The organism is Agrobacterium sp. LEGMi-208b, from assembly GCF_059511785.1.
Map to the genome: position 1 here is coordinate 2,305,180 of NZ_CM183445.1, position 14,309 is coordinate 2,319,488.

Annotated in this window: 14 protein-coding genes; 9 read left to right on the forward strand and 5 right to left on the reverse strand. The window is 60.7% G+C overall.

Annotated elements, in window-relative coordinates; translation table 11 throughout:
* Positions 1 to 135: 135 nt before the first annotated feature.
* Positions 136 to 684 (forward strand): sigma-70 family RNA polymerase sigma factor, encoded by a 549-nt coding sequence (locus AC5YUO_RS11175; protein WP_400813110.1) that lies wholly within the window; start codon positions 136 to 138, stop codon positions 682 to 684.
* Positions 681 to 1,325 (forward strand): NrsF family protein, encoded by a 645-nt coding sequence (locus AC5YUO_RS11180; protein WP_496153343.1) that lies wholly within the window; start codon positions 681 to 683, stop codon positions 1,323 to 1,325. Before AC5YUO_RS11175 ends, AC5YUO_RS11180 begins: the two co-directional genes overlap by 4 nt.
* A 72-nt stretch (positions 1,326 to 1,397) precedes the next feature.
* Here AC5YUO_RS11180 and AC5YUO_RS11185 read toward each other — a convergent pair whose 3' ends face one another.
* Entirely contained in the window at positions 1,398 to 2,483 is a 1,086-nt protein-coding gene (locus AC5YUO_RS11185; protein WP_496153344.1) for an esterase-like activity of phytase family protein, read from the reverse strand.
* A gap of 277 nt (positions 2,484 to 2,760) precedes the next feature.
* On the opposite strand from AC5YUO_RS11185, the gene AC5YUO_RS11190 reads away from it, so the two are divergent.
* The 4 genes from AC5YUO_RS11190 (at position 2,761) to leuA (ending at position 6,496) form a co-directional block, all read left to right on the forward strand.
* Positions 2,761 to 3,939, forward strand: a complete 1,179-nt coding sequence (locus AC5YUO_RS11190; protein WP_496153345.1) for a benzoate/H(+) symporter BenE family transporter — start codon at positions 2,761 to 2,763, stop codon at positions 3,937 to 3,939.
* A 36-nt stretch (positions 3,940 to 3,975) separates the two neighbouring features.
* On the forward strand, positions 3,976 to 4,269 hold the full coding sequence (locus AC5YUO_RS11195) for a BrnT family toxin (protein WP_496153346.1): 294 nt from the start codon (positions 3,976 to 3,978) through the stop codon (positions 4,267 to 4,269).
* Positions 4,226 to 4,468, forward strand: coding sequence for a type II toxin-antitoxin system BrnA family antitoxin (brnA, locus tag AC5YUO_RS11200; protein ID WP_496153347.1), 243 nt, complete (start codon positions 4,226 to 4,228; stop codon positions 4,466 to 4,468). Before AC5YUO_RS11195 ends, brnA begins: the two co-directional genes overlap by 44 nt.
* Before the next feature lie 318 nt (positions 4,469 to 4,786).
* The gene (gene leuA, locus AC5YUO_RS11205; protein WP_496153348.1) at positions 4,787 to 6,496 is read left to right on the forward strand and encodes a 2-isopropylmalate synthase; all 1,710 of its coding nucleotides are present in this window, start codon (positions 4,787 to 4,789) and stop codon (positions 6,494 to 6,496) included.
* 213 nt (positions 6,497 to 6,709) lie between these two features.
* Here the strand turns inward: leuA and AC5YUO_RS11210 are convergent, their stop codons facing one another.
* Positions 6,710 to 7,660 (reverse strand): metallophosphoesterase family protein, encoded by a 951-nt coding sequence (locus tag AC5YUO_RS11210; protein ID WP_496153349.1) that lies wholly within the window; start codon positions 7,658 to 7,660, stop codon positions 6,710 to 6,712.
* A gap of 66 nt (positions 7,661 to 7,726) precedes the next feature.
* On the opposite strand from AC5YUO_RS11210, the gene AC5YUO_RS11215 reads away from it, so the two are divergent.
* Positions 7,727 to 8,218, forward strand: a complete 492-nt coding sequence (locus tag AC5YUO_RS11215) for an NUDIX domain-containing protein (protein ID WP_496153350.1) — start codon at positions 7,727 to 7,729, stop codon at positions 8,216 to 8,218.
* A gap of 17 nt (positions 8,219 to 8,235) precedes the next feature.
* On the opposite strand, the gene AC5YUO_RS11220 is transcribed toward AC5YUO_RS11215, so the two are convergent.
* Positions 8,236 to 9,228: a glutathione S-transferase family protein gene (locus AC5YUO_RS11220; RefSeq protein WP_496153351.1), complete on the reverse strand. Its 993-nt coding sequence runs from the start codon at positions 9,226 to 9,228 to the stop codon at positions 8,236 to 8,238.
* 296 nt (positions 9,229 to 9,524) lie between these two features.
* Between AC5YUO_RS11220 and AC5YUO_RS11225 the strand changes: the two genes are divergently transcribed.
* Entirely contained in the window at positions 9,525 to 10,094 is a 570-nt protein-coding gene (locus AC5YUO_RS11225; RefSeq protein WP_496153352.1) for a GNAT family N-acetyltransferase, read from the forward strand.
* 302 nt (positions 10,095 to 10,396) lie between these two features.
* Positions 10,397 to 11,710: an MFS transporter gene (locus tag AC5YUO_RS11230; RefSeq protein ID WP_496153353.1), complete on the forward strand. Its 1,314-nt coding sequence runs from the start codon at positions 10,397 to 10,399 to the stop codon at positions 11,708 to 11,710.
* Between the two features lie 10 nt (positions 11,711 to 11,720).
* Here the strand turns inward: AC5YUO_RS11230 and AC5YUO_RS11235 are convergent, their stop codons facing one another.
* Positions 11,721 to 12,134, reverse strand: coding sequence for a GNAT family N-acetyltransferase (locus AC5YUO_RS11235; RefSeq protein WP_400813138.1), 414 nt, complete (start codon positions 12,132 to 12,134; stop codon positions 11,721 to 11,723).
* Between the two features lie 89 nt (positions 12,135 to 12,223).
* Positions 12,224 to 14,308 (reverse strand): hypothetical protein, encoded by a 2,085-nt coding sequence (locus tag AC5YUO_RS11240; RefSeq protein ID WP_496153354.1) that lies wholly within the window; start codon positions 14,306 to 14,308, stop codon positions 12,224 to 12,226.
* Position 14,309 lies beyond the last annotated feature (1 nt).

Consider the following 14,309-nt stretch of genomic DNA (forward strand, 5'->3'; position numbering starts at 1 on the left):
CTCACGATTGTCCATTCGTCCGGGAACGGCCGGCCGTTACATCTTCACGCGCTTGTGAGGACAAGTTCGGGCGAGATTTTTTTAAAGCCACTATGTAACAATACCCTGCCGATTGCGAATAACCCGATAGTGACGATGACAGGCAGCCCTTCGGAAGAGACATTAAAAATGCTGATGCTGCGTTCCCTCGATGGGGACGAAGGCGCCTACAGGCATTTGCTTCATGCCCTGAGACGGCTGCTGATCGCCTATTACGGCCGGCGCATGGCCGCCGCCGCCAGAGGCGATGTCGAAGATCTCGTGCAGGAGACGCTGTTGTCGCTTCACGCCAAACGGGAGACCTATGATCGCGCGAGGCCGTTTACGGCGTGGTTTTTCTCGATAGCGCGCTACAAGCTCATCGATCACTATCGGGGCAGGGGCTCCCGAATGATGGCGGAAGTCGAACTCGATGAGACGCTGGAGGCGGAGTCTCCCGTCGATGCTGTCGTGGCCCGCATGGATGTGGAACGGTTGCTCGACGGCTTGCCCGAGCGGCAACGGGATCTCATTCGAAGGGTGAAACTCGAAGGTCAGTCAATTGCCGAAGCAGCGGAAAAATCCGGTCAGACGGAACTCGCGGCGAGAGTTGGTATTCACAGAACGCTGAAAGTCCTGGCGGCAAAGTTGCGGGGGGACAGGTGAGAAAGACGGAAGACATCATCGAACGACTGGCGGGTGATCTGAAGCCCGTGCCGGCTTTTGCGCTGGAGCGCAGGCTGGCGCTTGCCGCCTTGCCCGCGCTCGGCGTTTCGCTGCTGCTGATGTTCGCCATTCTGGGGCTTCGCGTCGACATGAGCGACGCCATGACCGAACCGGGTTTCTGGGTCAAATCCGCCTATAATGCCCTGCTGGCCCTGATTGCATTTCTCGCCGTCATGCGTCTTGCGCGGCCGGAGGGCGAAAGGGGTGGCCTGTTCGCCTGGCTTGCGGTGATTTTTGTCGCCATGGCGGTGATTGCGCTCGTCCAGCTTGGATTTGCCGTGCCGGGCACCTATCACACCCTCATTCTCGGATCGTCGGCGCTGCATTGCCCGTTTTTAATCGTTGCTTTCGCGCTGCCGCTGTTTCTGGCGAATTTCGCGGTTCTCAGGCGTTCGGCCCCCGCTGATCCCATGCTTGCGGGTTTTGCCGCAGGCATCGCCGCGGGTGCGGCCGGGGCGTGGGTCTATTCGTGGTTCTGCACGGAAAACGGCATGGCTTTCGTATTGATCTGGTATTCGCTGGGCATTCTATTGACCGGCATCATCGGCGCTTTTGTCGGTTCGCGTCTGCTGCGCTGGTGAGTGATGTAAATCGGCTCGCTTGCCGGTGCCGGCCCGGACATGGTCCAGAGCCGGCATCTGTTTTGGCGGATTTCACTGACCCAGATTGGCGGGAACTGCGAATGCAGCGAACTGGGTGAACTGCTTGCCAGTATTGAAATTGTCGTCGGAGGCGATGATGAAGAGCTGCTTGCCATCCACCACAGGGCCGAAGGCGAAGCTCTCGATATTATCGATATCGAGGCCGAAATCGCCCTCATTGATTTCGAACCACGGCGTTTTTGATACGGCGCGCACATTTGCCGCGTCGATTTTGTCCTTGCCGAGGATATTTTCCGCGCCGGTGAGGTCGACGATGAAAAAGCGGATATGATTGCCGACGCCGGACGCGAAATTGCGTTCCACGGCCACGAAGCGGCCATCCGGCATGGCGGTGAGGGCGGAGAGGCCGTTATCGTTATATTTCGGCTCGGCAGCGGCCGTCGGTGTCTTGGAGATCGCCTCCGTGACATAGACGTGTTCGGCGACCGGCTTCAGCGTCGCCGTGTCGATCACCAGGATGCGCGCCGGGCTGCCGGCCTGCGGCGTCGCCTTCTGGCCATCCTGGGTCAGTGCATTTTCCGTGGCGGCGATCAGTCTGCCGGGCGTCATCGTCAGGCCTTCGAAGCCGAGATTGTTCTGCACGCCCTTGGTCTTCGCGTCATCGACGAGATAGGCAGCGGGCAGTTCCAGCCGTTTGACATCGCTTCCGTCGAGGTTTGACACATAAAGCGCGGGCTGGTTCTTCAGGTCGCGTTCGGAAGACCAGTAGAGCTTGCCGCCCTTGCGGTCGAGCGCGATACCTTCCGCATCGATGCTCTTGGGTGCAAAAGCCGCGCCGGTCTCGTCTTTCAACTCGCGGGTGGCGGCGATATCGAGCGTGGCGGCGCCTTCCGTTACGGCCAGTTCCAGCTCGTAATAACGGGCCGGGCCTTTTTCCACGCGGTCATCGGAGATTGCGAGATAACGGCCGGTTTCGCTGTCAAATGCGAGATCGGAAATGCCGCCGAAGGTGACGCCATTGATGGAGAGGCCAGACGGAACGACGATCTGGCCGAGGAAGGCCGGCGGCGGCGGGGTCTGGGCGGCGGCTGGCAGAGCCGCAAAACAGCAGGCGACGATGGTGACGGTGCGGAGCATGGCGAGGGTCCCTCTTGTGGCGGATGACCTGTTGTGACGCAGGGAGGATTAGCGCCCTGCCGCTAAACTTTGATGACGTTTTCCATGCTGCCGTACCTGAAGTCTGGTGGCTCATCTTGCCAAGCCGTGTCTTTTTTGATCCTGAATATGATCATGCTTCATCCAAAGCGTGTCGCCATCCCCGGATTCGCGCCTCACGCTTCCGTTTTGTTTCTGCCTGTCGCCAATCCAGATCGCTGCGGTTGTTTGCGACAGGCCGCAGGCCGCAGAGTGCTTCATGCTGAAAGATTTTTCCGTCCAGAGCCTGTTCATGGGCTGCCTCACCGCCTTTGTCGGCTTCGCCAGCTCGTTTGCCGTCGTGCTGCAGGGGCTGAAAGCCGTCGGCGCGACGGATTTCGAGGCGGCGTCGGGTCTGATGGCGCTTTCGGTGGCGATGGGGCTTTGCGCTATCGTTCTTTCCGCCACCACCCGGCTTCCCATCAGTATCGCATGGTCGACGCCGGGCGCGGCGCTGCTTGCGACCACCGGCGTCATCGAGGGTGGCTTTCCGGCAGCCGTCGGCGGTTTCATCATCTGCGCCATCCTGATCATCATTGCGGGCCTGTTCAGGCCACTCGGAAAGGCGGTCGCCTCCATTCCCGCGCCGCTTGCCAATGCCATGCTGTCAGGCGTCATCATCGGCCTGTGTTTCGCCCCCATCAAGGCGATCGGTTTCAACCCGGCACTCGGCCTGCCGATCATTCTTGCCTGGATCGTGGTGGGGGCCTTCAAGCGGCTGTTTGCCGTGCCTGCAGCGCTTGCCGCTTTCGTGTTTGTCATGATTTTCGGCGTCGATATTCCCGCCGGCGCGCTGGACAGCGTGGCGCAATCGCTGACACCGCCGATGGAATGGGTGACGCCCACCTTCAGCCTGCACGCCGTCGTCTCCATCGCCCTGCCGCTCTTCATCGTCACCATGGCCTCGCAGAACATTCCCGGCATCGCGGTGCTGAAGGTCAATCATTACGATCCGCAGCCCGGGCCGCTTTTCGCCACGACCGGCTTTTTCTCGCTGCTTTCCGCTCCCTTTGGCGGCCATGCCGTCAACCTCGCCGCCATCACGGCGGCCATGTGCGCGGGCGAGGACGCCCATGTGGACCCCAGGCGGCGTTACTGGGCGGCGATCATCGGTGGTGTCGGTTACATCATCTTCGGGCTTTTGGCCGGCGTGGTCACGGCCTTCGTGGCGCTGGCGCCGCCCATCCTCATTCAGGCGGTGGCGGGGCTGGCGCTGGTTGGCGCCTTTTCCGGGTCCGCCGTTGCGGCGTTCAGGGAACCCGAGACCCGTGAGGCTGCGGCGATCACCTTTCTCATCACGGCTTCCGGCCTTTCCTTCGGCGGCGTTTCCGGGGCCTTCTGGGGGTTGATCGGCGGCGGGTTGATGATGGCGTTGCAGCGGGCGGTGAAGCGTGGTTAAATAGTGGAAATGGTATAGTTTTTATATTATATTCTCATGGTATTCGAATTTGATCCGATAAAGAGTGCTGGCAATAAAGACAAACACGGCATCGATTTTGTCGATGCTCAGGCATTGTGGCACGATAAATACGGTTTGACGGTTACAGCGCACAATATTGGAGAAGAGCGGTTCCCCCTCATCGCACTTCTCGGGGAGAAGTTGTGGTTGGCTGTCCATACAGTGCGGGGCAGCCGTATTCGCATCATTTCCGTGCGACGTGTCCGAGAATTAGAGAGGTATTACTATGAAGACAATAAGCGCAGAAGAATTCGACAGGATGGCCGATGATGGCGAAGACATCAGCGAATATCTCGACTGGTCGACGGCACGGCATCTGAACATCGAACCCAAGCGCGTCAACATCGATTTTCCGACATGGGTCGTCAACGATCTCGACAACGAAGCACGTCGTCTCGGGGTGACCCGGCAGTCGCTTGTCAAATTGTGGATCGCTGAAAGGCTGGAGACTGGCCGCCGAGCAAAATAAGTCTGCGCCTCACAAGATCACTTGTCAGACCGCCAGCCGCTGTTTATACACGTCGCCATGAGCAACCGCATCGCAACCATTTCCGGCATGAGCGCGCAGATTTCTGCGAAGGCCTCGCCGTGCGGTGCACTCTCGCTTCTTAGCCTCGACCTTACACGCGGTTGCCGGGTCCAGTGAGGAGCGCCCGGCGGCCGAAAGCCCGCTGGCGCAAACGCTCCTCATCTCGAAATCTCATTTTATACTGGATTTAGGCCCTCAAGGGCCGCGCATCCGCCGATGGCTTGAAGAAGCCTGCGGACTGCGCAAGGAGGAAGCGAAATGGACGGCAAGATCACCACTATTTCCAAGGGCATGACCGACGCGAGCGTGAAGTATCGCCCTTACCCGACCATCAACATCCCTGACCGCACCTGGCCCGGCAAGACCATCGACAAGGCGCCGATCTGGTGTTCGGTGGATCTGCGCGACGGCAACCAGTCGCTGGTCAACCCCATGGGCCACGATCGCAAGGCCCGCATGTTCAAGCTGCTGCTCGAAATGGGCTTCAAGGAAATCGAGATCGGTTTCCCCTCCGCCTCGCAGACGGACTTCGATTTCGCCCGCTGGTGTGTGGAAGAAGGCAATGTGCCTGATGATGTGTCCCTGCAGGTGCTGGTGCAGTGCCGCCCGGAGCTGATCACCCGCACCTTCGAGGCGCTGGAAGGCGCCAACAAGCCGATCATCCATTTTTACAATTCCACCTCGGAACTGCAGCGCCGCGTGGTGTTCGGAAAGGATGTGCACGGCATCAAGCAGATCGCCGTCGATGCCGCCAAGATGATCACCGACATGGCAGCCAAGGCCGGCGGCGGTTACCGCTTCGAATATTCGCCTGAGAGCTTTACCGGCACGGAGCTGGAAGTGGCGCTGGAAATCTGCAACGCCGTGGTCGAGGTGGTGAAGCCGACGGCCGACAACAAGCTGATCCTCAACCTGCCTTCGACGGTGGAAATGGCGACGCCGAACATCTATGCCGACCAGATCGAATGGATGTGCCGCAATATCGACAATCGCGAAAATGTCATCATCTCGCTGCATCCGCATAATGACCGTGGCACGGGCATCGCCGCGACCGAGCTGGGCCTGATGGCCGGTGCGGACCGCGTCGAAGGCACGCTGTTCGGCAATGGCGAGCGCACCGGCAATGTCGACGTCGTGACGCTGGCGCTGAACATGTATACGCAGGGTGTCGATCCGGAGCTGGATTGCCGCGATATCGAGCGTATCAAGGCGGTTTATGAATATTCCAACGAAATGACGATCCCCGAGCGCCATCCTTATGTCGGCGAACTGGTTTACACGGCCTTCTCCGGCTCGCATCAGGATGCCATCAATAAGGGTATGAAGGCGATCAAGGTCGCCAACCATCCCGTCTGGGAAGTGCCCTATCTGCCGATCGATCCGAAGGATGTCGGCCGTTCCTACGAGGCGATCATCCGCATCAACTCGCAATCCGGCAAGGGCGGCATCGCCTATATTCTGCAACAGGATTACGGCATCAACCTGCCGCGCAACCTGCAGGTGGAATTCCGCGAAGACATCCAGCGCATCACCGATGAGGAGGGTGTGGAACTGCCGGCCAAGCGCATCTACGAGCGCTTTATCGAGCGTTATGTGACGCAGCCGAACGCACGCATCAAGTTCGTGGATCACCACACCTATCCGGCCGGCGATTTCAAGGGCGTGCGCATCGTTGCCGCCGAGATCACCGATAATGGCGAGGTGAAGCGCATCGAGGGCAAGGGGACGGGTCCGATCGACGGGTTCATCAATGCGCTGTCGGTCTATCTCGGGGTTGATCTGTCGGTGAATGATTATTCGGAGCATTCGCTGCAGCACGGCTCGAATGCCTCGGCGATTGCTTATGTCGAGATGGAGCATCCGGGTGGTAAGCTGTTCGGGGCAGGGGTTAATACGAATATCGTGGCGGCATCGCTGGAGGCGATTGTTTCGGCGGCCAATCGGGTGCTGGAAGAGCGGGCTAAGTAACTGGGCCTTGAGGGTGGGGCAGGGCACCCCCCTCTGTCCTGCCGGACATCTCCCCCTCAAGGGGGGAGATCGGCAGGAGGCGCTACCACCACTTCATTCGCAACGTTGAGATGGGCGAGGCCCAACCACGAGTCGATCTCCCTCCTTGTGGGGGAGATGCCCGGCAGGACAGAGGGGGGTGAACCACACCCACCAACCTAACCACTCCGGCTTCTATTCCCCCATCCGCGGAAACCCCAGCGGCCGCCCATTCTCATAAAACACCCTGATATCCTCAAGCGCCACGCCCGTCCCCGTCTCATCGAGGCTATGCCGTTCGCAGGTTACGTTCCACGTGCCCGGCCCGCCGGAAATGTTGAAAAGATTGTAAGCCGCACGCGGTTTTTCCCCGCCCGGCCCCTGGCTGGCCGACGCGATGCCGACGACCGGGATGTGTTCCAGCCCGTGATGGGTATTCAGCCAATAAACCGTGTTCAAATGGGTATGACCATGCAGCACAAGCTCCGCGCCGCCAACGCCGAGGGCTGCGGCGAAACGGCGGATACCGATCATGCGCTTGTGGGTGGCGGCCGCTCCGCGGATCGGCGGATGATGGATCATCACCACCCGAAATAGCCCCTGTTCACCGGCTTTTTTCAAAAGCTCCGCCGTGGCGCGCGCCTGCCGGTTGCCGAAATAACCGGTGGCCGAAAAGGGCGGAGTCGCAATCGAGGTGGAGCAGCCGATCAGCGCGACGGGGCCGCGCACGCGCATATAGGGAAAAATCTTGCGGTCGTCGTCCCATTCCGGCGGATCGCCATCGCCGCGCACATAGGGGTACCAGGCCTGCATGGCCTTGTCATGCGCGCCGGATACGTAGGCGTCGTGATTGCCGGGAACGACGGAGGTTCTTTCGGGATCGCCCACTTCCTCCAGCCAGTCGGCGGCGGCGCGGATTTCGATGCCGGTCGCAAGATTGACGAGATCGCCGGTAATAGCCAGATGATCCGGCGATTTTGTATCGAGATCGTCGAGCAGCTTTTCCAGCGTATCGGTGAAGAGATGCTTGCGGCGGTTGCGGTGCCAGTTGACGAAACCGGTGATCCGTTTCGATGCGAGTTCCCGGAAAGTGAGTTTTGGCAGTGGCCCTAAATGGACGTCTGAAATATGGGCAAGTTTGAACATGGCGGCAGAGATAACCTATGATATGCCGCGCGTCCAACAAAAGCCGGCAGGCGGGGAGAAACCAGGGTGAATGACGAAACAACCGGGCGGCAGGCCCGTCCGTTCCATATGCGTGTCTTCATCCGCTTCCTGCATTTTGTTTTTCTGTTCACGCGCGGCGCAACTCTTGGCGTGCGTGCCGCCTGCTACGATGAAAAAGGCAGGATTTTTCTGGTGCGGCACACCTATCTGCCCGGCTGGTATCTGCCGGGCGGCGGCGTGGAGCGCGGCGAAACCCTGCTTGAGGCGCTGCACAAGGAAATCCGCGAGGAAGGCAATCTCGAAGCGGCCTGCAGGCCGGAGCTTTTCCACGTCTACCTCAATCTGGAGGGCAGCAATCGCGATCATGTCGCGCTTTACCGGCTTGATGTCACCCAGACCCGGCCGAAAAAGCCTGACCATGAAATTGCCGAGAGCGGCTTTTTCGAGCTTTCAGGCCTGCCGGAAGGGGTGACGGCCGCCACCCGCCGCCGCCTTGCCGAACTTGCCGGCGAAGCGGCGGTTGTCGACCACTGGTAGCGGCGGGAGGTTTTCCGTCAGGAGAGCGTCTCGCGGCCATGGGCCATGGTCAGATCCAGCTCCGGGCCGACGGGCACGATGCCGGTCGGGTTGATGGTGCGGTGGCTGCGGTAATAATGCTCCTTGATGTGGCGCATATCGACCGTGTCAGGCACGCCCGGCGTCTGGTAGAGATCGCGCAGGTAACCCGTCAGATGCGGATAATCGTGGATGCGGCGGATGTTGCATTTGAAATGGCCGACATAGACCGGATCGAACCGCACCAGCGTGGTGAACAGGCGCCAGTCCGCTTCCGTCTGCTCTGAGCCGAACAGGAAGCGCCGGTCCTTCAGGCGGTCTTCCAGCATATCCAGCGTTTCGAACACTTTCACGGCATTCTGCTGGTAGGCATCCTGCGTGGTGGCGAAACCGGCCTTGTAGACGCCGTTATTGACGGTGTCGTAGATAACGTCGTTCAGCGCATCGATCTCGGCACGCAGCGCTTCAGGGTAATAATCCGCGTCCGATCCGGTGAGATCGTTGAAGGCCACGTTGAACATGCGGATGATTTCCGCCGATTCATTGGAGACGATGGTACCGCGCTTTTTATCCCACAAAACCGGCACGGTGACGCGCCCGGAATAGTTGGGGTCCGCTTTCGTGTAGACCTGCCAGAGCGTGGAGGAGCCGAACAGGTGATCTTCCGTCGCGCCCGGTGTGCGTTCTCCCTCAGGCTTGAATTCCCAGCCGTTTTCCAGCATCAGCGGATCGACCACGGAGACGGAGATCAGATCTTCCAGCTTTTTCAGCTTGCGGAAGATCAGCGTGCGGTGCGCCCAGGGGCAGGCGAAGGAGACATAGAGGTGGTAACGACCTTTTTCCGCTTCGAAACCGCCTTCGCCGGAAGGGCCGGGTCCGCCATCGGCCGTCACCCAGTTGCGGAACTGCGAGGCGCTGCGCTTGAAATGGCCCTTGGTTTCCTTGGTGTCGTACCAGATGTCTTTCCATACGCCTTCCACCAGCATGCCCATGATGATCTCCTTGATTGTTTCCCTGGCCGCGATATTACCCGTTTCGCTCCATGCCGCGAACCCGCAAGGCATTGAACAATGCGTCTCCGGCCACGCACAGGCTGAATGAAGAAGCGCCGAGATTTGTTCTGGACGGGTGGTGATTTTCCTGATAATTGCGATTTTCACAAATCTGAGGGAATTTTTGATTATGATCGAACCACGGATGCTCCGACGACGCTGACGCTCCTGAACGCCCTTACCGGCGCAGACGTCATTTATTGTCGCATCCGCATTCTGGAAGTTTCGGTCTCTTCATGTCCAAGCACGATCTTGTCTACCTCACCGAGGACGCGTCCCACGACGCCATCATCGACGTCATCAACGAAGAAGCATTTGGTCCCGGCCGGCACACCCGTGCGGCGGCGCGCATTCGCGAGCAGGGGCCGCATGACCGGTCGCTGTCCTTCGTCTGCGCCGATGATGGCGAAACGATTGCTTCGGTGCGCATGACGCCGGTTCTGGCCGGTGGGGTCAAGGGCCATATGCTTGGCCCGCTCGCGGTGCGGCCCTCGCACAAGAACAAGGGCATTGGCCGGGAACTCGTCCGGATCGCCATTGCGGCGGCCCGGCGCAAGGGTTCCGAGGCCGTCATCCTGATCGGCGATCCGCCCTATTACATGCCGCTCGGTTTCGAGAAGGTCGCTTATGCGGCGCTCGATTTTCCGGGTCCGGTTGACCCGAACCGGGTGCTGGTGGTGCCCATTGGCGCCGACGTGCACCAGCGGCTGAAGGGCAAGATCGGCTGGCGCAAATGCGAGGACGTGATGCCGGCCGCTACGGCGGAAGATGAGGGTTTTGAGGAGCCGCTCAGGGTTTACGGCTGAGGGTTTCCTGCAAGGCAGCTTTGCCTTTTCTCGCCAGTCCCTCTGTCTCCCTCATTCCTGTGCTTGTCACAGGAATCTAGCCGACGCGCGTCTGCGTGGCGGAAAGAGCCCTTTCAGCCCAAGGACTTGGGCTGGCTGGATCCCTGTGACAAGCACAGGGATGAGGGTGGAGGCGTGGGAGCTCGCCTATCGTTGCGCCGAGCATTTCGTTCCAACCGTGCCCACCCTTCCACAGAATTCAATTCCGTTTCCTCCCCCTATACGATAGCAAGTGAAAGTCGAGTAGGGCAAAGGGGCGGGGCATGACGGCAATCACCATGAACGATGCGCTGGAGCGCGCGGGCGCAGGCGCTTATCAGCGCCGGCTGATGGGCATATTCGGCCTTGTCTGGGCGGCGGATGCCATGCAGGTTCTGGCTGTCGGTTTCACAGCCGCCTCGATTGCTGCGACTTTTGGCCTGACGGTGCCGCAGGCGCTGCAGACCGGCACGGCATTCTTTTTCGGCATGCTTTTAGGCGCCGCCGGTTTCGGACGGCTGGCGGATCGTTATGGGCGTCGCCGGGTGCTGATCATCACCGTGGCCTGCGATGCCCTGTTCGGCGTGCTTTCGATATTTTCGCCCGATTTCACCATTCTGCTTGTCCTGCGTTTCCTTACCGGAGCTGCGGTTGGCGGCACTTTGCCGGTGGATTATGCGATGATGGCCGAATTCCTGCCTGCCAAAAATCGCGGGCGTTGGCTGGTCTTTCTCGAAGGTTTCTGGGCTGTCGGGACGCTGATCGTGGCGCTGGCGGCCTGGGGTGCAAGCCTTGCGGGCGTGGCCGATGCCTGGCGTTATATTTTCGCCGTGACGGCTTTCCCGGCTGTTCTTGGTCTCGGGCTTCGCTTTCTGGTGCCGGAATCGCCGCTCTACCTGCTGCGCACGGGGCGATCCGAAGAAGCCAAGGCCGTCGTCAACCGCATGCTGGTGGTGAATGGTCGTGCGCCGCTCGATGCCGGAACCGGGCTCTTCCAGCCTGACGTGACCAAGGGGCAGGGGATATTTTCACCGGCGCTCCGGCAGCGCAGCATCATGATCCTCGCCATCTGGTTTCTCGTCTCCGTCTCTTATTATGGTGTCTTCACCTGGATGCCGGCAAAGCTGGCGGGAGACGGTTTCGGTTTCGTGCGCGGTTACGGGTTTCTGGTACTGGTGGCGCTGGCGCAGATCCCCGGTTATGCGCTTGCCGCCTATGGTGTCGAAAAATGGGGCCGCAGGCCGACGCTGATCGGTTTCTGCCTGCTCTCCGCACTCGGCTGCCTGCTCTTCACCCTTGCCACCGGTGGCGGAATGATTGCCGCCTCGCTTCTCATCATGAGCTTTGCGCTGCTCGGCACCTGGGGCGCGCTTTATGCCTTTACGCCGGAACTTTACCCGACGGAATCGCGCGCGACCGGCATGGGCGCTGCAGGCGCCATGGCAAGGCTCGGCGGCCTGCTGGCGCCGTCTTTGCTCGGTTATGCCATTGCGCAGGGGTTTGGGGTCGCGATCGGCATCTTTGCCGGGCTGCTGGTACTGGCCGCCATCGCGGCGACCATGATCAATGCGGAAACGCGGCAGGTGGCGCTGACCTGACCGTACGCTATCAGTAGCGTTTCTCCAGCCACGTAATCGACTGGCCGGTGGAAAGCGGCGCAAGCGAACCGATCTTCGTGAAACCGAAGCGTTCGTAGGTCCTCAAGGCGTCCGGGTTCATCGTGTCGATATAGGCGCCCATGCAGCCGCGTTTTTTTGCTTCCGCCTCCGCCATTGCCAGCAGCTTCGGGCCGGCGCCCTGGCCGCGCATGGCTTCGGGCACGAAAAGAAGCTGCACGTAAAGCCAGCCGCGCGCGGTATATCCCACCAGACCACCGGTGACGGCATTGTCCTCGTCACGAATGGTGATGTTGAGGTCGCGTTTGTCGCTTTCGCCGAAACGGGCGAGATTATAGGCTATCAGCGGATCGCGGATGGCCTTTTCGGCTTCTGCATCCGCGACATCACTCAAAACGAAATTCATGCTGTTCTTCTCCAGACGCCGGGCGGCGACCGATTTGGGTTTCAATCGGAGACGGAGAAGCCCGGCGCTGTCGCCGGGTTGAAGCACCTTTACCGGCCCTCGCGCCACCAGAGTGCGGAGAAGGCAAGCAGCAGCGCGCCAAGCCCGGCAAAACCGGCAAACAGCGGCAGGGTGTTGACGCCTTTCAGCACCGTCTCGTCGGTCAGGCGTATCAGCATGCGGTCCTCGTCCGCAACCCTGATGTCACCCCGCACCGGCAATATATCAGGCAGCGCGATGCGGCCGGAATTATCGGCGACACGGTGCACACTGCCCTTGGTGGCATCGGCCAGCGGTTTCAGCGTTTCGGTCGTCGAAATCATCGCCTTGAATTCCGGCGCATCCACCGCGCCGACATGGACGAGGGTGGTGAAATCACCATTCTTGATCTCGAACAGCCCGGTTTCATCCATGCGGCGCTCGATCTTGTAAAGACCGGGCTCGGTGGTGGTGAAGGCCATGTTTTCGGTCTTGCCGGAAGGGAAACGCACGCTGGCCTGACCGGGATCGTCGCCGATGGTCTGGCGGGTAATTTCCAATGTGCGGCCATTGGCCCGCGCCGTCAGCGCCTCTTCCTCAAGCTCGGGCTCCTTCATCAGCCAGTGGGCGATGCGGCGATAAAGCGCCACATGCGGGCCACCGCCTTCAAAACCACGCGCCCATAGCCAGCCCTGATCGGACAGAAGCATGGCGACACGGCCTTCGCCCTGACGGTTCAGCACCAGAAGCGGGTCCTGCCCGTCGCCCAGCATCACGGTCTGGCCCTGCGGCGGGTCGACGCTGATGGTGCGGAACCAGCGGCCCCATTGCGGCGGCTCGTTGCCGGAGCCATCGAGACCACGGGTGACAGGGTGCTTCTTGCCGGCTTCCGAAAGGCGGGGATAGAATGCCGCCTGGTGCACCTGACCCGTGGGTTGGGCCGGCAGCACGGAGGCGAGCGGCGTCATGGCAATTGAATCCTGACCGGCATGTTCGGGGCCGGCTGCGATCAAGAGCGCGCCGCCCTTTTCGACATATTGGGCGATGTAGTCGTAATAGAGGATCGGCAGCACACCGCGATGCTGGTAGCGGTCGAAAATGATGAGATCAAAATCGTTGATCTTCTCGACGAACAATTCGCGGGTGGGGAAGGCGATCAGCGATAATTCGTTGATCGGCGTGCCGTCCTGTTTTTCCGGCGGGCGCAGAATGGTGAAATGCACCAGATCGACCGAGGCGTCGGATTTAAGCAGGTTACGCCACGCCCGTTCGCCGGCATGGGGTTCACCTGAGACGAGCAGTACACGCAGGTTCTGGCGGATGCCTTCGATCAGGTGAACGGCGCGGTTGTTCGCAGCAGTCACTTCGCCGGGAAGCTCGGCGACGGAAAATTCCATGACATTGTTGCCGCCACGCGGAACCTTGAAGCTGAACGGCGTCGGCTGGCCGGGTGTGGCCTGAAGCGCGGCGATTTCTTCGCCGTTCATCTTCACGGTCACTTCCGCCGAGCCGCCGCCTGCGGGGCGGCCGTCATCAAAGACACGCAGCGTCAGCTGCTGCTCTTCATTGACGATGCCGAAGCGCGGGGCGCGGACGATCTCGATGCGGCGGTCGAATTCGTCGGCCTTGCCGGTGATCAGCCCATGCACGGGGGCGCGGAAGCCGAGCGCCTGTTCGGCATTGGGCAGGGCATTCGGGATATCGTGAATCTGGCCGTCGCTGAGGAAGATCGCGCCGCCGACGCGTGACGGTGAGACATCGGAAACGGCGGAGGAAAGGGCCGAGAAAAGCTGGGTCGAGGGCGAATCACTCTCCCCATCGTCGCGCACCTCCACGATGCGCGGTTCGATGCGGGGGAAGCGGGAGAGCCGGTCTTTCAGCGTCTCCAGCGCCGTATCGGTCATTTGCGGCCGGTCCTGCACGTCCTGGCTCTGCGAACGGTCGACGATGACGGGCACGATGGTGGAAAGCGGCTCGCGCTCCTCCTGCGTCAGAAGCGGATTGGCGATGGCAGCCAGGAGGGCGGCAAGCGCCAGCCCGCGCAGCCATGCGCCACGCACCCCGCGCCACAGGCCGATGAAGGAAAGCGCAAGAGCGGCGACCGCCAGAACGGCAATCACGATCCACGGCAGGAATGGGGAGAAGGTCAATGTCATG